The 17853-nt window shown below is 71.7% G+C and carries 15 protein-coding genes; 10 read left to right on the top strand and 5 right to left on the bottom strand.

The genetic code is table 11. From position 1 onward, the window contains the following. Positions 1-235 precede the first annotated feature (235 nt). Positions 236-2395, top strand: coding sequence for a prolyl oligopeptidase family serine peptidase (locus QOM21_RS31670; protein ID WP_407554429.1), 2160 nt, complete (start codon positions 236-238; stop codon positions 2393-2395). A gap of 644 nt (positions 2396-3039) precedes the next feature. Next, the gene (locus QOM21_RS31665) at positions 3040-3570 is read left to right on the top strand and encodes a Rieske (2Fe-2S) protein (RefSeq protein WP_407555937.1); all 531 of its coding nucleotides are present in this window, start codon (positions 3040-3042) and stop codon (positions 3568-3570) included. Between the two features lie 178 nt (positions 3571-3748). Here the strand turns inward: QOM21_RS31665 and QOM21_RS31660 are convergent, their stop codons facing one another. After that, positions 3749-4393 carry a cysteine hydrolase gene (locus QOM21_RS31660; protein ID WP_407554428.1) on the bottom strand — a complete coding sequence of 215 codons (645 nt, stop codon included), beginning with the start codon at positions 4391-4393 and terminating at the stop codon, positions 3749-3751. Positions 4394-4790: 397 nt separating this feature from the next. On the opposite strand from QOM21_RS31660, the gene QOM21_RS31655 reads away from it, so the two are divergent. The 3 genes from QOM21_RS31655 to QOM21_RS31645 all read left to right on the top strand — a co-directional run bounded on the left by QOM21_RS31655 (position 4791) and on the right by QOM21_RS31645 (position 8969). Next, positions 4791-5255 (top strand): pyridoxamine 5'-phosphate oxidase family protein, encoded by a 465-nt coding sequence (locus QOM21_RS31655; RefSeq protein ID WP_407554427.1) that lies wholly within the window; start codon positions 4791-4793, stop codon positions 5253-5255. Positions 5256-5791: 536 nt separating this feature from the next. Beyond that, positions 5792-7249: an acyl-CoA synthetase gene (locus tag QOM21_RS31650; RefSeq protein WP_407554426.1), complete on the top strand. Its 1458-nt coding sequence runs from the start codon at positions 5792-5794 to the stop codon at positions 7247-7249. Positions 7250-7454: 205 nt separating this feature from the next. Then, positions 7455-8969 (top strand): carboxyl transferase domain-containing protein, encoded by a 1515-nt coding sequence (locus tag QOM21_RS31645; protein WP_407555936.1) that lies wholly within the window; start codon positions 7455-7457, stop codon positions 8967-8969. Between the two features lie 254 nt (positions 8970-9223). Here the strand turns inward: QOM21_RS31645 and QOM21_RS31640 are convergent, their stop codons facing one another. Beyond that, on the bottom strand, positions 9224-10132 hold the full coding sequence (locus tag QOM21_RS31640) for a LysR family transcriptional regulator (protein WP_407554425.1): 909 nt from the start codon (positions 10130-10132) through the stop codon (positions 9224-9226). Positions 10133-10170: 38 nt separating this feature from the next. Between QOM21_RS31640 and QOM21_RS31635 the strand changes: the two genes are divergently transcribed. Beyond that, positions 10171-11232 carry a DMT family transporter gene (locus tag QOM21_RS31635; RefSeq protein ID WP_407554424.1) on the top strand — a complete coding sequence of 354 codons (1062 nt, stop codon included), beginning with the start codon at positions 10171-10173 and terminating at the stop codon, positions 11230-11232. 304 nt (positions 11233-11536) lie between these two features. On the opposite strand, the gene QOM21_RS31630 is transcribed toward QOM21_RS31635, so the two are convergent. After that, positions 11537-12868, bottom strand: coding sequence for an aminotransferase class I/II-fold pyridoxal phosphate-dependent enzyme (locus QOM21_RS31630; protein ID WP_407554423.1), 1332 nt, complete (start codon positions 12866-12868; stop codon positions 11537-11539). Positions 12869-12903: 35 nt separating this feature from the next. On the opposite strand from QOM21_RS31630, the gene QOM21_RS31625 reads away from it, so the two are divergent. Beyond that, positions 12904-13569 (top strand): pyridoxamine 5'-phosphate oxidase family protein, encoded by a 666-nt coding sequence (locus tag QOM21_RS31625; RefSeq protein ID WP_407554422.1) that lies wholly within the window; start codon positions 12904-12906, stop codon positions 13567-13569. A gap of 8 nt (positions 13570-13577) precedes the next feature. Further along, the gene (locus QOM21_RS31620) at positions 13578-14258 is read left to right on the top strand and encodes an FMN-binding negative transcriptional regulator (RefSeq protein ID WP_407554421.1); all 681 of its coding nucleotides are present in this window, start codon (positions 13578-13580) and stop codon (positions 14256-14258) included. Positions 14259-14306: 48 nt separating this feature from the next. Here QOM21_RS31620 and QOM21_RS31615 read toward each other — a convergent pair whose 3' ends face one another. Both QOM21_RS31615 and QOM21_RS31610 read right to left on the bottom strand, forming a co-directional pair. After that, positions 14307-15539 carry an EamA family transporter gene (locus QOM21_RS31615; protein ID WP_407554420.1) on the bottom strand — a complete coding sequence of 411 codons (1233 nt, stop codon included), beginning with the start codon at positions 15537-15539 and terminating at the stop codon, positions 14307-14309. 226 nt (positions 15540-15765) lie between these two features. After that, positions 15766-16296: a Clp protease N-terminal domain-containing protein gene (locus QOM21_RS31610; protein ID WP_407554419.1), complete on the bottom strand. Its 531-nt coding sequence runs from the start codon at positions 16294-16296 to the stop codon at positions 15766-15768. Positions 16297-16660: 364 nt separating this feature from the next. On the opposite strand from QOM21_RS31610, the gene QOM21_RS31605 reads away from it, so the two are divergent. Both QOM21_RS31605 and QOM21_RS31600 read left to right on the top strand, forming a co-directional pair. Further along, positions 16661-17185: an HAD domain-containing protein gene (locus QOM21_RS31605; protein WP_407554418.1), complete on the top strand. Its 525-nt coding sequence runs from the start codon at positions 16661-16663 to the stop codon at positions 17183-17185. A gap of 80 nt (positions 17186-17265) precedes the next feature. Next, positions 17266-17694, top strand: coding sequence for an SRPBCC family protein (locus tag QOM21_RS31600; RefSeq protein WP_407554417.1), 429 nt, complete (start codon positions 17266-17268; stop codon positions 17692-17694). Positions 17695-17853 lie beyond the last annotated feature (159 nt).

The following is a 17853-nucleotide window of genomic DNA, read 5'->3' as shown; positions in this document are numbered from 1 at the left end:
TCGCCCGCTGCGGCAGCACCACTCGCGTCCTTGCCACTTCACCCGGTCCCGTACCGGCACACAGCGCTGCACAAAGAAGTCTTTGCAGCACCTTCCTTTTGGCGTAGGCATTACCCGATGCCTCTGCTCCCCGCCTGAAGCACACCTGATCTCTGAACCCTGAATCCCTGCTCCATACCCGACTCGCCTGACGCATTACAGACCCCTGGAAGACACCACCTCGGAGGACCGCACCTTGGAAAAGCCCATCCCGAACGCCGCCGCATTTCCCCGTCAGTTCGCGCGCAGCCGCCGCTTCTCCCTGGGTGTCCCACGGCATCTCACCCTCTCCCCCGACGGTCGCCGTGTCCTCTTCGTCCGTACGGGGTCCGGCACGGATCCGGTGGGCAGGCTGTGGCAGTACGAAGACGGTGCGGAGCGCATGCTGGCCGATCCGACGCTCCTGGTGGGAACGCGTCCTGGGGCGGTGCCCGAGGAGGAGCGGCTGCGGCGGGAGCGAGCCCGCGAGCGGTCCGTGGGGGTGGTGACGTACGCGACCGACGACGCAGCCCGACTCGTTGCCTTCGCGCTGTCGGGGGCGCTGTGGGCGGTGCGTACGGACGGTGGCGCTCCGTTCTCCGTATCGGCGGCCGGTCCCGTCGTCGACCCCCGGCCCTCCCCCGACGGCCGCCACATCGCCTACGTGAGCCGCCGGTCCTTCCACCTCGTCGACCTGGACGGCACCGACCGCCAGTTGGCCCGTGCCGAAGGCCCGGAGATCACCTACGGGCTCGCCGAATACACGGCGGCCGAGTCGATGAACCGGTCGCGTGGCTACTGGTGGGCGCCGGACAGCCGCCATGTCCTGGTCTCCAGGGTCGACACCGGCCCGGTGGAACGGCGGTTCATCAGTGACCCCTCCGATCCGACGAAGCCGCCGCAGGCGATCCGCTATCCGGCCGCGGGCACGGCCAACGCGGAGGTCACGCTCCAGCTGCTGTCCGTCGACGGCGACCGGGTCGACGTGGAATTCGATCGCAAAGCCTACGAATACCTCGTCGACGCGGGCTGGGACGCACACGGCCCATATCTCGCGGTCCAGAGCCGCGACCAGCGCACGCTGCGTACCCTGGCGGTCGATCCCGCGACCGGCGCCACCGAGGTGCTGCACGAACGCACCGACCCGGCCTGGGTGGAGATCGTCCCCGGCACTCCTGCCCGTACCGCGTCCGGAGCCCTCGTCCTGCCCGAGGACACCGGCGGCACCCGGCATCTGACCATCGGCGGCCGACGGGTCACACCCGACGGGCTACAGCTGCACGAGGTGCTCGGCGTCGACGGCGAGCAGGTGCTGTTCGCGGCGAGTGAGGACCCCACGGAGACCCATGTCTGGCGCTACGACCCCGTGCACGGCATCCGCCGGCTGAGCCGGGACCCGGGCACGTACCGGGGCGTGGGGCGCGGCGGCACGATCGTCCTGGAGGGCATGACACCGCGTGGCAACGAGGTCCAATTCGTCCGGGACTCGGACGACGACGGCGCCCCCTACGGCGTCATCGCCTCGCTCGCCGAGGAGCCCGTCGTCACTCCTCGGCCCGTCCATCTGACGCTCGGCGAGCGCGAGTTGCGCGGCGCCCTCTACCTCCCCTCCTGGCACAGGGAAGGCTCCGGGAAGCTGCCGGTGCTGCTCGATCCCTACGGGGGCCCGGCCATGCAGCTCGCGGTACGGGCCCGTGGGTGGTTCTCGTGCGTGTCCCAGTGGTTCGCCGAACAGGGCTTCGCGGTTCTCGTGGTCGACGGGCGCGGGACTCCCGGGCGCGGCCCCGCCTGGGAAAAGGCCGTCCACGGCGACCAGCTCACGCCCGCGCTGGAGGATCAGGTGGACGCTCTGCTGGCCGCAGGCGACCGGTTCGGCGACCTCGACCTGGGGCGCGTGGCGATCCGCGGCTGGTCCTTCGGCGGCTTCCTTGCGGCGGCCGCCGTACTCCACCGTCCCGATGTCTTCCACGCGGCCGTCGCCGGCGCTCCGCCCACCGATCAGCGGCTCTACGACACCCATTGGAAGGAGCGGTACCTGGGCCACCCGGACGAGCAGCCGGAGAACTACGCACGTTCGTCGCTGGTCGGACACGGGCACCTGCTGCGCCGCCCGCTGCTGCTCGTCCACGGCCTCGCGGACGACAATGTGGCGGCCGCACACACCCTCCGCTTCTCGGCCGAACTGCTCGCGGCGGGCAAACCGCACAGCGTGCTGCCACTGCCCGGGGCGACGCATGCGCCGTCCGATGACGCCGTCAACGAGAACCTGCTGCGCCACCAGCTGGCATTCCTGCGCGAGGCGCTGGGCGGCCTGAGCGGCCCGGAGGGTCGAGCGGAGCCTGAGGACACGTCCGAGGAGACCGCCGGCGAGGGCTGAGACACGGCCTACGGAAGCACCACCCGCCGCGCGCCGGGACGGCGCACGGCGGCAACCGCTTCCGATGCGAGCACGCTGCCGCCACTGCGCAGTCCGCCCCGTCAGCCCCTCCCTGCGCTCCCCGTCGCCGTCCCGTTCGCCGGCCGATCCGGTTTTCCTCAACTCGGATTGAACACGGGCAACGGGCCGTCCGTATTCATCTGCGCAGCGTCCATGGCGCCCACGGCTGAGGCCGGCCCCGTTCAGCACCCCGGGGAGCGCACACCCTCATGGGCGTTGGGTGGCGGGTGCGCGGCACGTCGTCAAGCGCCAGGCGACCGGCGACCGGCTCCTCAGGGCCGTGAAGCCGTGAGGCCATACGGCACACGCCGTACGGCCTCACGTGGCGGCATGAGGACCCGCCGGCCGCGCACCCGCCACCGCCGACAGCAACCGCAACAGCAACAGCAACAGGCTCAACGAACACGGCAGCAGAAGCGGACGAGGACCCGAACCGGAGGCACACCATGGCTCGACACGCAGCATCGGTGCGGACGGATGTGACGGCTGAGACGACCGTGACAGCGGAGACAGAGCCAGAGCAGGATCCGGCCCAGGAATCCGCTGCCGCGGCGGACGCCCCGCGCGGAACGCCTCCATTGGCCCTGGTCGGGACGGGGCAGGGCGCAAGGCGTGGCACGGCGCGGCGCGCGGTCGTCGCGGCGGTCGGCGCGGCAGGGCTGACCGCCGCCCTCGCTGCCTGCGGCGGCGGCACGCAGCAGACCGGAACGCAGCCGGAGGTCCCGGCGGCCGGCGGAGCGGAGGACTCCGGCCAGGACACGCCGCCGGACAACGGGGGCGCGGACGACGGGGCGGCGGGTGAGAGCGACGGCGGCACCGCCGGGGGCGGCAGCGAACTCGCGAAGACCGCGGACATCCCCAAGGGCGGCGGCAAGATCTTCAAGGCCGAGAAGGTCGTGGTGACCCAGCCGCAGGACGGGGAGTTCAAGGCGTTCTCCGCGGTCTGCACCCACTCGGGCTGCCTGGTCGGTGAAATCTCCGGCGGCACCATCAACTGCATGTGCCACGGCAGCAAGTTCGACATCACCGACGGCAGTGTGAAGGACGGGCCCGCGCCCCGGGGTCTGCCGGCGGCGAAGGTCAACGTCGACGGCGGCTCGGTCACCCTGGGCTGACCACCCGCCGATCCGACCACCTGACAACTGACACCTGGCCCCTGGCCCCTGACCGCATCACCGCCATAGCGCCTTACCGGCGAGCGGCGGCGTCGAAGCGTCCCTGGCTCCTCCCCCGACGCCGCCGCTCCTACAGCGCCGTCGCCGCGCTCCACGCCCCGGACCCACCCCCGCCGGGTCAGGAAGCGCGGCGCGGCCGTTTCCAGCAGGTCAGAACCTCGTCCGTCGTGGTGACGGTGGCGACCAGGGCGAGGGTGTTGCGGATCATGGCGGGTGTGTAGTCGGCAGGCACTCCCGCGATGGCGTCCGAGGGCACGACGGCCGTGTAGCCGAGGTTGACCGCGTCGAACACGGCATTGGGGATCGCGACGTTCGCCGACACCCCGGTGACCACGAGTGTGCGACACCCGAAGTTGCGCAGCAGCGCGTCCACATCGGTGCCCGCCAGGGGCGAGAGCCCGTGCAGCCTCCGCACCACCAGGTCATCCTCCGAGACCGGTATCGGATCGGCGATCCGTACGGCGGTGGATCCGACGATCTGCTGTACGGGCAGCCGCCGGGCCGCCTTGAACAAGCGGGCATTGCTGTTGGCCCCCCGACCGTCGGGACGGCGTTCGGCGACGGCATGCAGCACCTGGACGCCGGCTTCGTGGGCAGCCACTACCAGTCGGGCGATATGCGTCAGCGCTCCCGACTTCCTTGCCACGGCGGCGAGTTCCGGCAGCGCACTGTCCACGCCGACCACGCCGCGCTGGCACTCGACGGTGAGCAGAACCGTCGAGGCCGGATCCAGTTGCTCGATGAGCCGTGCGTCCGATGCCATCGCCATCCTCCCGCGACCTGCCTTGCCTGGGTCTGCCTACGCCTGTCTGTGCCTGTCTGTGCCTGTGTCTACCTGTGCGTGTCTGCCTGTGCCTGCCTGTGACGGCTTTGCTGCGATCCGCCCGTGCTGCGGAGTGCCACCCGTACCGCCGCAGGGCCCCATGCCCTACCTGCCGAAATGCCTTGCGCCCGCGCGCCGGCGTCCTGATCGCTTCCCGATGCGCCGGAATGCGTCGCCTCCACGGACCAGGTCGAGGCGCGCGAGGCTATCCGCCATTGCGCCTGTTAGGAAGAGCGCCCATGATTTCTGACAGGTAGTCAGTTTGCATTCGGAGGACGGTGTCGTCGCGGGCCGCATACTGCCCGCCCACGGCCCGCACAGCGGAGGGCGAGGACGGATGACCGACACACAGCGGCGCGGGCGACGGATCATGATGACGCGGGGCGAGCGCGACGAGTTCCTCGCCGGCGAGCGGACCTGCCGGGTCGCGACGGTGAGCGGGGACGGCGCACCCCACGTCGGGGCCCTGTGGTTCGTCTGGGACGGCGACGCGCTGTGGCTGTACTCGATCACCCGAAGCAAGCGATGGGCGCAGTTGCGCAAGGACGCGCGGCTCGCGGTGGTCGTCGACGACGGGCACGAGTACGGAGAGCTGCGGGGCGTCGAACTGGCCGGCCGCGCGGTATTCGTCGGCGAGGCACCGCGCACCGGCGAGCCATGCCCCGAACTGGACGCGCCGGAGCGGCTGTTCGCGGCAAAGTACTTCGGAATGAACGAGATGCCGCACGACGGCCGGCACGCGTGGGTGCGCCTGACCCCGGAGACCGTCACCTCCTGGGACTTCCGCAAGATACCGGGGTGAGGGCGGAGGACGACCGAAGGGCGACGGGGCCGATCCGGGCCGAGGGCTGATGGGCGGCGAAAGGCGGTAGGTGATAGCCGGTAGGCGGACGACGCGCCCCGGGGCCCGCGCGGGTTACGTGGTCGTCAGTGCCTCACAGCCTGGACCAGGCCGGGCGGGGCGAGCGGCAGTGACCTGACGCGCCGCCCTTGCCCGCACCCCATCCGTACGTACCGGAAATTCGAGCGCCGGGTCAGCCGGTCCCAGGCGTTCCGCACCGCTGACAGCGCACCACTGAGCAGAGGCACCCGAGCCCGGCCGGGCCATGCCCTGCCGCAACCTGCCCGGCACCCGGCGGGCGGCCAGGCGTTCGCCTTCCCCTTCCCCGGCACCCGGCGGACGCATCCCGCACCCCGCCTGACGCCCTGGAAGTGATCGCGATGTCAGTGGTCTCTGCGAGAGTGGTGGGGTCAGCCCGTTCTCGGCCGCCACGGGTGCGGGAGCGGGACAGCTCCGGCCGCGACGGGCCGGGAGCCGACGAGGACGAAGGAGATCCGGTGAACGTGCTCTTCCCCGCGCTGCACGACGCTTCGACCGCGCCCGCGCTGCGCTTCGGTGACCGCGCGCTCAGCTACCGCCAGCTCGCCGCGGTGGCCGGCCCGCTCGCCGAACGGATCGGCGCCGAGACACGAGTGGCGATCTGGGCGACCGCGACGCTGGAGACCTCGGTGGGCGTGATCGCCGCGCTGCTCGCCGGAGTGCCCGTGGTGCCGGTGAATCCGAAGATCGGGGAGAGCGAGCTCGCGCACATCGTGGCGGACAGCTCCCCCACGCTCGTTGTGGCCGATCCCGCCGCCGACCTGCCGGACGCTCTCGCCGCACTCCCCCGCCTCGACATCGAGGTCATCGCGCCTCCCGAGGACGCCGTGCCGGCCCCGTTCCCGTACGAGCCGGGCGACGAGTCCCCGGCCCTGATCGTCTACACCTCCGGCACCACCGGGCCGCCCAAGGGCGTCGTGCTCCCGCGCCGCGCCATCGCCCACACGCTGGACGCGCTGGAGGACGCCTGGCAGTGGACCGCCGACGATGTCCTCGTGCACGCCCTGCCGCTCTTCCATGTCCACGGCCTGATTCTCGGCATCCTCGGCCCGCTGCGCCGCGGCGGCAGCGTCCACCACCTGGGGCGCTTCAGCACCGAAGCCGTCGCGCGGGAACTCTCCGCGGACGGCACCATGCTGTTCGGCGTACCGACGATGTACCACCGGCTGGCCGTCGAGGCGGGCGACGACCCGGTGCTCGCCAAGGCGCTCGCCGGCGCCCGGCTGCTGGTCTCCGGTTCCGCCGCACTGCCGCTGACCGACCACGAGCGGATCGCCGCCGCGTCCGGCCGCAGGGTCATCGAGCGGTACGGCATGACGGAGACGCTGATGAACACCAGCGTCCGGGCGGACGGCCCCGATGCCACGGGGACGGTCGGCGTGCCCCTGCCGGGCGTGTACGTACGCCTCGTCGACGACGCCGGTCAGGCGATCACGGACAGCGACGGCGAGACGGTGGGTGAGATCCAGGTCCGCGGCCCGAACCTCTTCGTCGAATACCTCAACCGGCCCGACGCCACCGCCGCCGCCTTCGACGGCGGCTGGTTCCGCACCGGCGACATGGCGATCCGCGACGCCACGGGCAACTACCGCATCGTCGGCCGCAAGGCCACCGACCTGATCAAGAGCGGCGGCTACAAGATCGGCGCCGGTGAGATCGAGAACGCCCTGCTCGCACATCCTGGAGTCGCCGAGGCCGCCGTCACCGCCGAGCCCGACGAGGACCTCGGCGAGCGGATCGTCGCCTGGATCGTGGCCGAGAGCCGGCCGGACGCCGAGCCGCCGTCCGCTCAGGAACTCACCGACCATGTCGCCCGCCAACTCTCCCCGCACAAGCGGCCCCGAACCGTCCACTTCCTGGACTCCCTGCCGCGCAACGACATGGGCAAGATCCTCAAGCGGGAACTCCGTGCGTAGCGGCGGCCTCCCCGGAGGCGGCACCGACGGTGAGCCCACCGACGACGCCCGGGGAGCGTCCTGGGAACCGGGGCCCGGCAACCTGCCTGCCGACGGCCCGGCCGGGGGCGTGGGAGCGGAGCCCGGGAGCGATATCCTCGCCACTCCCCCGCCCGTGGTGCCGCCCGCTGCCCAGCCCGCCGCACGGCTCACGGCCCGTCAGGCCATGGAACTCGTCGCCGACTCCTACGTCGAACCTGCCTCACCCGACGACGCGGGAGCGCCCGGCACCGGAGCCACGGAGCGAGAGTCCGGGGCAGTTGCGCCGACCGGGGTAGGCGCAGCGGCTGAGGTGGAGGAGGCCGAAGGAGAGGGAGCCGTGCGGCCGGGCGGCGCGGGTGCGCAGGTCAGCGCGGTCAGCTCTGCTCCGGGACGGCCGGACGGACCACTGCGCTGGGACGGCTACGACGCCGCCCGGGAGCGCGCCCGCGCCCGGACCGGTGAGGACGAGTCGGTGGTGACCGCCCTCGCCACGATAGGTGGCAGACAAGCCGTACTCATTTCCTTCGAGTTCGGGTTCTTGGGCGGCTCCCTGGGCGAACGCACCGGTGACCGCCTGGTGGCCGCGTACACCCAGGCCCGCGAACGGCGCCTGCCGGTTGTGTCGTTGATCGCCACGGGCGGCAGCCGGATGCAGGAAGGCATGCGTGCCCTGACCCAACTTCAGCGCGTGGCCGCCCAGTCGGCGCTCAACCGCGCGGCGGGACTGCCGCAGATCGCCGTGCTGCGGGACCCGACGACCGGTGGCGGATGGGCCACACTCGGCGCGGGAGCCGATGTGACCCTCGCCCTGCCGGGAGCACAGATCGGCTTCGCGGGCTCCCGCGTCCGCCCCAAGGGCGCCGACCCGCACGCCTACTCCGCCGAAGGGCAGCTCGCGGCGGGCCACATCGACGCCGTCGTCCCGCCGGACCGCCTGCGCGACACCCTGGTGCACTGGCTCCAACTCCTGGGAGCCACAGAGCGGTCCGCTTCCGCCACAGAGCGGTCCGCTTCCGCTACGGAGCCGGACGCCGCAGCCGCTCCGGAAGCGGCGCCGCCCCCGCACCCTCTCGGCGCGGGCACCCTCCCGGAGACCGGCTGGGATGCCGTGGCCCGCGCCCGCGACGCGCGACGCCCGCGCGCCGAGGCGTATCTACGGTCCTACTTCGACGACTGGGAAGAGATCAGCGGTGACCGCTGCGGCGGCGTCGACACCGGCATGCGGTGCGGGTTCGGGCAGCGCGACGGCCGAACGATCGCCTTCGCGGCCCAGTGCGGCACGGCCACCCGCCCCGCCGGATTCCGTACCGCAGCGCGCCTTATCCGCCTCGCGGACCGGCTCGGCATCCCCGTCCTCACCCTCGTGGACACTCCCGGCGCGGCCAACGACCCGGAAGCCGAACGCTCCGGCGCCGGCGCGGCCATCGCGGACACCTTCGCCGCACTCGCCTCGGTCCGTGTCCCCGTCACCTCCCTGCTGATCGGCGAAGGCGGTTCGGGCGGCGCTCTCGCGCTCGCCGCTCCCGGCCGGCTATGGGCGACACCCGACAGCTACTTCTCGGTGATCGCCCCGGAACTGGCCGCCGCCATCCTCAAACGCGACGCCCAGCAGGTGCACGACACCGCCGACCAACTCCACATCCGCCCTCAGGACTTGCTGGAGCTGGGAGTCATCCGCGGCATCGTCACACCACCCTGACCAGCCTGGGGGCACGAGCCCCCACGGAGTGCCACGGAGACGGAGTACGGGGGCGGGCACCCAGCAGGGCCGGTCCGTCCATCAGGCCGGACCGTCCAGCAGTACGGTCCCTCCGTCAGGCCGCGACGCCCCAGGCCCGCGAGCTCGGGAACGTGCGCTCCGGGCCGGACCTGGCCCTTGCCTGACTCCTGGCTCCAGGCTCCTGACTCCTGACTCCGGTCCGACCCCACTCAAGAGCGCCCCCACACCGAACCTCAGCAGCCCGGCACCCGCCTGCCCGCTGCTCGGAGCGCTCCCACCGCCGCACGGATCGACGGCCTGCGATCGGCGTCCGCACGCCAAATCGCGTACACGTGACGCCGCATGGTGTGACGTACGGGGACCACGCTCACCCCCTCGGGCACCGGGCCGCGCCCGAGACGAGGTGCCACCGCCACCCCCAGTCCGGCAGCGATCAGCGCGAGCTGCGTGTGATGCTCCTCGGCCATATGCGCGATACGCGGCTCGATGCCCTTGCCGCGCAAGGTGAACATCAACCACTCATGGCAGAACTCCCCCTGCGGCCAAGAGATCCACTCGTCGTCCGCGAACTCCTCCAGATCCACGGACCGGCGCTGGGCCAGCCGGTGATCCGAAGGCATCGCCACATCGGCCGGATCGTCCAGGAGCGGAGCCTTGGCCAGCCCCTCGGGCAGCGACAACGGCCGGTTGTACCAGTCCAGGACGACGCCGAGATCGAAGTCGCCGCGCACCACACCGCGTACGGAATCGTCCGGCTCCATCTCCGTGAGCCGTGCGCGGAGTTGCGGATGGGCAGTGCGCAGTTCAGCGAGCGCCTCGGGGAAGAGTCCGCGGGCCGCGGTGGGAAACGCGCCGATACGCAGTTCACCCACGGCCTGACCACGGTGCGCTTCCAGCTCGGCCTGGGCCAGCTCGACCTGGGAGAGGATGCGTGCGGCGTGTTCGGCGAGCAACCGCCCCGCATCGGTGAGCCGCACCCCTCGCCCGTTCTTCGCCAGCAGCTGCTGCCCGGTCTCCCGCTCCAGCTTGGCGATCTGCTGCGAGACCGCGGATGTCGTGACATGCAGCCCGTCGGCCGCCGCGCTCACCGAACCATGGCGGGCCACCGCGCTCAGCGTCCGCAGACGATCAAGGTTCAACATATAAGCGATGCTAAGCGATACCGGCCACAAATACTCGCTTGTGCTACGCAGTGGTGCGCAGCATCGTAGAGGCCATGAGCATCGCCACCCGCGCGGCCGCCGACTCCGGCAACGCAGAGCCTCCGGCCTCAGCCGCCGCCCCTCACTCCTCCTCGACCTCGTCGATCACAGCCGCAACGACCTCTGGCGACACCGGTGGCAGCCCCGCCCGACGTCGCGCGTACGGCTGGCCGCTCCGCTTCGCCGTGCTCAGCCTGATCTGGGGCTTCAGCTTCCTCTTCATCAAGGTCGGCACCAACGGCTTTGCCCCGCTGCAGGTCACCCTGGGCCGCGTCGGATTCGGCGCGGCCGTACTGCTGGCGATGCTCGCGCTCAAGCGTCAGCGTCTTCCGCGCTCCGCCCGGACCTGGGCCCATCTGACGGTCGCCGCGTTCTTCCTCAACGCTCTGCCCTTCTCCCTCTTCGCGTATGCGGAACTGACGATCCCCTCCACCCTCGCCGGCATCTGCAATGCCACCTCTCCCCTGTGGGGCATGCTGCTCTCGGTCGTCGCGCTTTCCGAGGACCGCCCCACTCGGCGCCGGGTCGCCGGACTGGGTATCGGCTTCCTGGGGGTCCTGACCGTCCTGGGCGCCTGGCAGGGCTTCGCGGGCACGGACCTGGCGGGGACCGCGATGGCCCTGGGCGCATCACTCAGCTACGCCGTCGGCTGGATCTACGTCCGCCGCACCCTGGCGGGTGTGCAGCACTCCCACCTGTCGATGTCAGGCGCGCAACTGCTGCTGGCGACCCTCCAACTTGCGGTGGTGACGCCCCTGTTCACCTCTCTGCCGACTTCCTACCCGGTCATCCCCCTCCTCTCCGTCGTCGCGCTCGGTGCGCTGGGCACCGGCTTCGCGTTTCTCCTGCAATACGGTCTGGTCGCGGAAATCGGTCCCACCACGGCCCAGATGGTCACCTACTTCATCCCGGTCATCGCCACCACGGCCGGTGTGGCGCTCCTCAACGAACAGCTGAGCTGGAACACACCCGTCGGTGCCGTCATCGTCCTCGCCGGCGCCGCCCTCACCCAGAGCAAGCCCCGCCGCACCAAACCTTGAGCACAGCGTCCCGGCCCCGAGCGTCCGCAGCCGGCGGACCACGCGGGCCGACCGGGCAGTTCCGGGCCTCCGCCCGCCCGGCAGGCAGGCAGGAGGACTCCCCAACGCACGCAAGAAGCGCCGTGGGAGGTTCTCGCCCTGGCGGCAGGCGCGTGACGACTGGGCTCGCGGCCGGGGTAACTGCCGGCCCTTCGGTGACGGCCGACGAGCCGGCGCCACCGAGGCGAAGCAAGCCGTCGCGGCCGGAGCACGACACCCGGCCCGCCCCCGAAACAACCGCCCGACGAGCGGCCGCCTCGGCCGCTCACTCGTACCGTCGCGCCTCCGCTCTTCCCGTCGCCGCGGCGACGGCCTCCGCCACCGGTGTGATGTCGTCGTCCGTCAGGCCGGAAACGGTGATCCGGACACCCGGCGGGGACTGCATTCGGAAGCGGGCGCCGGGAGCCACCGCCCAGCCGGAGTGGAGGAGCCGGGCCACCGCACCGGTTTCATCCGGGACCGGCACCCAGACGTTCATCCCGCTGCGCCCCCGGGCCGGCACTCCTCGCTCGGCCAGCTCCCGTATCAGGGCGTCCCGACGCCGGCCGTACGCCTGCGACACCGCCTTCGGGTCGACCGCCGACGTCCGCCACAAGTGGGCCACGGTGTCCTGGAGGAGGTGGCTGACCCATCCCGGGCCCAGTCGCTGTCGTCCGCGCACCCGGTCGACGGTGACCGCGTCACCGGTCAGAACCGCCAGCCGTAGATCCGGGCCGTACGCCTTGGCCGTCGAGCGCACCAGCACCCAATGAGTCGTGACGCCGGAGAGCGGATGCAGGGGCAGGTCGACGATGCCGTGCCCGTGGTCGTCCTCGATGAGCAGGACGTCCGGGTGCTCGGCGAGGAGCGCCCGGAGCGCGGTGGCACGCTCGCTGCTGATGGCCGCGCCCGTAGGGTTCTGCGCCCGGTCGGTGATGACGACCGCCCGCGCGCCCTCCTCGATGACGCGCGCCAACTGCTCGGTCAGCGGCCCCTCGTCGTCGACACCGACCGGCGCCGGGCGCAATCCGAGCGCCGGAATGAGATCCAGCAGGCTGCCCCACCCGGGATCCTCCACGGCCACGACATCGCCGGGCCGTAGATGCGCGGACAGCACCCTCTCCATGGCGTCGAGCGAGCCGCTCGTGACGGCGACCGGGCCGCCTGCCACGCCATCGGCGTCGAAAGCCGACCGGGCCAGCGCGGCGAGGTCGTCGTCGACAGCGGGGGTGCCGTACAGCACGGGCTGTCTCGCGCTGCGCGCCGCGGCCTCGGCGAGCGCCCGCTCCAGGGGAGGCAGCAGGGCCCGGTCGGGATTGCCGTCCGAGGCATCCCGCACCCCGGGCGGGACCTCCACCCGCAGCGCCTCGCGCGGCGTGCTGGACGGCCTGGCCCGCACTCGGCTGCCACGCCGACCCGAGGTCTCGATCACGCCCCGGTCACGCAGCGTGCGGTACGCGGCCGCGACCGTATTCGGATTGACCTCCAGAAAGACCGCCAACTCCCTGAGCGGGGGCAGGACTTCGCCCGGTTGGAGCTCGCCCGCACCGACGGCTCGCTCGACACTGGCGGCAATCTCCGATGCGCGCCGCCCTTCGATCAGATACTCTCCTAGCACAAACAAGATTATGCACTAGTGCAATGGAGAACGCAATGTCATCCGCCGCGTCGTACGCCCGAACCGAGCGCACGATCCCCACCCGCGCCCGCGAGCGCGCCTCCTACGACCATGAGACGGTGCACGCGATCCTCGACGAGGGATACGTCTGCCACCTGGGCTTCGTGCGCGACGGCGGACCGGTCGTCCTGCCCACCCTCTACGGCCGTATCGGCGACCGCCTCTACCTCCACGGCTCGACGGGTTCGCGTCCGCTGCGCATGGCGGGCGGACAGGCGGACCCCGGCCTGGACGTCTGCGTCACCGTCACCCACGTCGACGGCCTGGTCCTGGCCAAGTCGGCCTTCCACCACTCGATCAACTACCGCTCGGTCGTGATCCACGGCACCGCGCATCAGGTGACGGACGCCGGCGAGAAGACGACGGCGCTGGATGCCCTGGTCGACCAGGTCCTGCTGGGACGCGCGGCGGACTCCCGCCCGGCCAACGCCAAGGAGCTGGCCGCCACCGCCGTGATCAGCCTCGACCTGCGGGAGGTCTCCGCCAAGATCCGCAGCGGCGGCCCCAATGACGAGCCGGAGGACCTCGCGCTGCCGTACTGGAGCGGTGTCCTCCCGGTGGCTCCCGCCTACGGCGCACCGATACCGGCCGACGACCTCGCTCCCGGTACCGCCCAGCCGGCCTACCTCTCCGCCCGCTGAGGTCCGCGATGCTGATCCACCCCTGGGACGCACCCGCCGACGACGCCGAGTGGCAGGGTTTCCTCGCCACGCACGACTTCGGGCAGCTGGCCGCGAACGGGCTGCCGGGCGAGCCCCCGATGCTCCAGCCGCTGCATTTCGCCTACGACCGCGACCGCCGCGAGGCAGTGACGCACCTGGCGCGCCCCCACCCCATCTGGGGCGCGTTGGAGGACCGGCCGACGGTCCTGCTGAGTGTCGTGGACGACTACGCGTTCATCCCTGGCCCTTGGCAGGCGGCCGAGGACCAGCCTCCCGAGCACGGCGTCCCCACCAGCTTCTACGCCGCGGTCCAGCTCACCTGCACGGCCCATGTCGTGGACGACCCGGAAGCCAAGGCCGCGCTGCTGCAACGGCAGGTGGGGCACTTCCAGCCGGCCGGCGGCTCCGCCCCGGTCATCGCGGGAGAGGCGCCCTACGGACGGCTGCTGTCCGGGATCCGCGGACTGCGTCTGGAAGTGCGGGAGGTCCGCGCCAAGTTCAAGTACGGAGGAAAGCGCAGCGAGCAGGTTCGCCAACGCATCTCGGAACGCCTCGCCGAACGCAACGGACCAGGCGACGCAGCGGCCCGCATTCACCAGCAACGCCGCCTGAACGCCCGGGCCGCTCCGGCGCCCGGCGTGAGAGGCCCGAGCAGCGATGGGCGGTGAACAGCCTGGAGCTGAACGGTGAGGGGGGCCTGCCCGGGCCCGTCCGCACTACCGGCGCCCATGGACAGCACGGCCGGCACGGGTCAGCACCCCGGCACGGGCGGCCGCGCACTCGCCCCTACGAGGCGGGCGTCTCGGCCGACACGTCGCCCCGGGGCGTCCCGAGGGCGCGGCCTCCCCGGTGGCCGCGGGGTGTGGAGTGGCCTCACCCATCGCCTCGTCCGTGGGGTGCGGACCACCGCGCTCGACGATGTGCGGCTCGACGGCCTTGGGGGTGGCCGACTGTGCGATGAAGGCGCCGACCAGCACCACCACACCGCCCAAGATCTGCGGGGCGGAGAGATGCTCGCCGAGCAGCACCCACGCCAGGATCGTCGCGATCACCGCCTCCAGGCATGCCACCACCCCGGCCACCTGCGGCGAGAGTCGGCGAATCGAAACGACGCCGGTGAGATACGCGGCCACCGTCGCGATCAGAACGATCCAGGCGAGCAGCAGGGCGGCCGGCACCTCGGTGCCGTTCATGCCCGCGCTGCCGCCGAGCACCTCCCACCGCATCCCCCAGGGCCGGGCGATCACGGTGAGCACGGCGGCACCGATGAGCAGTCCGTAGGCGATCACGCCGAGCGGATCCACCGCGTCCTCGCCGTCGCTGCCGTGGTCGGACAGCACGAAGTAGCCGACCTGGCAGCAGGCCGCCCCCAGCGCGAGGGCGAGCCCGATCACATCGAAGCTCAGCCCCGACCACACCTCGACGACACAGGCCAGCCCACCGACGGCCAGAACGACGCCGACTGCAGCGGCACGGGTCACCGGCCGTTTCTGGACGAAGCGCACCCACCCCAGGACAAGGGCAGGGGCGAGGTACTCGATGAGCAGCGCGACCCCGACGGGGATGCGGGAGAGCGAGGCGAAGTAGCAGGCCTGGACGCCGGCGACGGCGAGCAGGCCGAAACCGGCGAGCAGGGCGGGCCTGCGCCGCGGCAGGTCGCGGTGGCGCCAGGCGACGGGCAGCATCACCAGCGCGGCACCGACGACACGCAGCCAGGTGACGTGCAGCGGTTCGAGTCCGGCTTCGATCAGGGGTTTGGCGGCGACGCCGGAACCGCCGAAGGCGACTGCGGAGAGCAGCGCGATGCCCAGTCCGGCGCGGCGGCCCCCAGGGGCACCGGCGCCCCGCGGCCCGGAGCCGGTGTGCGGCTGCTGGGCCCCCCGGGGCCCCGTGGTTCCCTGGCCCGGGGCGGTCGAAGGACCTTGCGGGCTCGCCGATGACGCGTGCATCGGGTCATCATGACAGCCGTCGTCAGCAGCGTCATCCCCGATACCCCTGTCGATTGCCGGCTCGGCCGGGCCTTCCCCCGGCATAGCCGTCACAGGCTTGAGCCACCGGCCGCAGGGCCGTCACCTGCACAATCCGGCGGACCTCGACGGATCACTCACGACCGGTCGGGCAGGCGGACCCGACCCCGAACGATCGAACCGGACCGCCCCAGTCCACCGGACCGCATCAGTCCAGGCGGGCGCACTCGCCGTCCAGGCGGGCGGCGAGCACCGTGGTGTCGACGGAAGCCCGGCGCAGGACTTCGACTGCCCGGGACTCGGGGTCGTCCACCAGAGCCGCGAGCAGGTCGAGGCAGTCGGCACCGGTGGCGTACCGGGCGCGGGCGCGGTCGAGCGCGCCGTCCATGGCGGCTGCCGCGGCCGGTGACCACCCGGGGACGACTCCCTCGGCGACCAGAGGGACCGCTCCGGAGTCCTCGACGGTGCCGTGCCACTGGAGCCCGTAGCCGATGCTGCGTTGGACCAGGTAGCCGAGCAGCCGGGCGACCTGCGGCCCGCTGCCGAAGGAGGCGCGTACCGCGGGGTCCGACTCCAGGAGGCCGTGCAGCAGGTGCGCGGTGTCGACCTGCCGGTCGCCGTCGCGGGTGGCTCGTCTGCGGGCAGCGGAGACCACCGAAGCCAGCTCGACAGTGAGCTGGGCTTCGAGCTCCCCCTGGGCGGGGCCGTCGCCGCCGCAATACGCAGTACCGTTTTGCACGGTTCCACCCCACCAGTCACCAGGGGGCCGCAGCATCCCCGGCGGGAAGCATTTGCGCATCCCACGCTGGTTGGGCACGGCCATGCCCGACTCATCCTTACGGAGGAGACACGGGGAAAGTGTGAGGGCGGACATACGGTGCGGGACGAAACGTGCAGCGGTTGCGAGCCCTACCGGTGGCGTACGCGGGCGCGCATCCGCCCCGTGCGCCCTCGCGCGGCAACCGGCCGCCACTCGCGGTACGTCCTTCCCGAAAGGACCGTCTACCGAACCACTCACAGAAACCACCGCCGCCCCACGCCGCCCGTCCTGCCCCACCCCATCCGTCCCGTCCGTCCCGACACCGCCTCGGCGAAGGATTTCGATGGCCACCCGACCCCTGCTGTTCCTCGACATCGACGGCGTACTCAACCCAGTCCTGCCGACCCCTGGCTTCACCGCGCACGACCTGCTGGACCACACCGTGCTGCTCTCCGTCCACCACGCCGACTGGCTGCGCGAGCTCTCCGGCACGTACGAACTCGTCTGGGCCACGACCTGGGAGCAGCACGCCAACACCCATATCGCGCCACTGCTGGAGCTGCCGGAACTGCCGGTCGTCGCGTTCACCGGCTACCGCGACAGACCTGACGACCCTCAATTCGAGGGGGTGGAGAGCCTGTTGGGGCGCAAGTGGGCGCCGTTGCTGCGATATGCGGACGGTCGGCCGTTCGCCTGGGTGGACGACGTGATGCCCGACAGCTTGGTCCGGAGCAACCGCTGGCGACCTGACCGGCTGCTGCTGCCCGTCGATCCGGCGCACGGCCTGCGTCGTCACCATGTGGACCGATTGCTCTCCGAGCCGCCGCGGCCGCCCCGGCGCTTAAAACTGACGCTACGTCAGAATTGACGGCCATCGGTATTGAACCTTCATCCCCGCGCGGATACGTTCCCCCGCACAGCCGGGACAGTCACCGAAGGGGTGGTCGCATGGCCGAAGTCACCGCTCAGGCCCGCATCGAGGCACCGGCCGAGCAGGTCTGGGACCGGCTCACCGACTTCGACGCGTACGGACAGTGGAACGCCACCCACACCGGCTTCCCCAAGGGCGGCCCGGAAACGCTGGCGGTGGGCGCCGGGTACGAGGAGAACATGAAGCTCATGGGCTTCCCGGCCGAGGTGAACTGGACCGTGCGGGAAGTCGAGCCGGGCCGGCTGCTGGCCCTCCAGGGCAAGGGGCCCATGGGCGTCACCCTGGGGATGCGCTATTCGCTCGCCCCTGAGGGCGGGGCGACGACCGTCACGATCGACGGGTCCTTCACCGGGGCCGCAGTGTCGTTGATGGGCGGCAAACTGAAGGACTCCGCGGGCGCCGCGCTGAACGAGTCCCTGCGCAATCTTGCCGGCCTGGTCACCTGAGCCGCTGTACGCGTACGGCCCTGGTGGAAACGAACCACTAAGGGGCAACGGCTGGGCACAGGGACAGCGCCCCGCCAGGACAAGGCACCCAGCAGCACTCCCTGACCGCCCAGGCCGGCAGCAGACCAACGGCGCGACGCAGACACGAAGGGGCCACGA

This window comes from Streptomyces sp. Pv4-95 (assembly GCF_045782725.1).
Lineage (GTDB): Bacteria > Actinomycetota > Actinomycetes > Streptomycetales > Streptomycetaceae > Streptomyces.
The sequence above is the reverse complement of the archived record's forward strand: the minus strand, read 5'-3'. Positions and strand labels throughout refer to the sequence as shown.

Bases quoted from the DNA above. Each gene is read 5' to 3' on its own strand.
- QOM21_RS31660 (WP_407554428.1), bottom strand. From the start codon at position 4,393: ATGGCATCGGACGCACGGCTCATCGAGCAACTGGATCCGGCCTCGACG.
- QOM21_RS31655 (WP_407554427.1), top strand. From the start codon at position 4,791: ATGACCGACACACAGCGGCGCGGGCGACGGATCATGATGACGCGGGGC.
- QOM21_RS31645 (WP_407555936.1), top strand. From the start codon at position 7,455: ATGGAACTCGTCGCCGACTCCTACGTCGAACCTGCCTCACCCGACGAC.
- QOM21_RS31640 (WP_407554425.1), bottom strand. From the start codon at position 10,132: ATGTTGAACCTTGATCGTCTGCGGACGCTGAGCGCGGTGGCCCGCCAT.
- QOM21_RS31625 (WP_407554422.1), top strand. From the start codon at position 12,904: ATGTCATCCGCCGCGTCGTACGCCCGAACCGAGCGCACGATCCCCACC.
- QOM21_RS31620 (WP_407554421.1), top strand. From the start codon at position 13,578: ATGCTGATCCACCCCTGGGACGCACCCGCCGACGACGCCGAGTGGCAG.
- QOM21_RS31615 (WP_407554420.1), bottom strand. From the start codon at position 15,539: ATGCACGCGTCATCGGCGAGCCCGCAAGGTCCTTCGACCGCCCCGGGC.
- QOM21_RS31605 (WP_407554418.1), top strand. From the start codon at position 16,661: ATGGCCACCCGACCCCTGCTGTTCCTCGACATCGACGGCGTACTCAAC.
- QOM21_RS31600 (WP_407554417.1), top strand. From the start codon at position 17,266: ATGGCCGAAGTCACCGCTCAGGCCCGCATCGAGGCACCGGCCGAGCAG.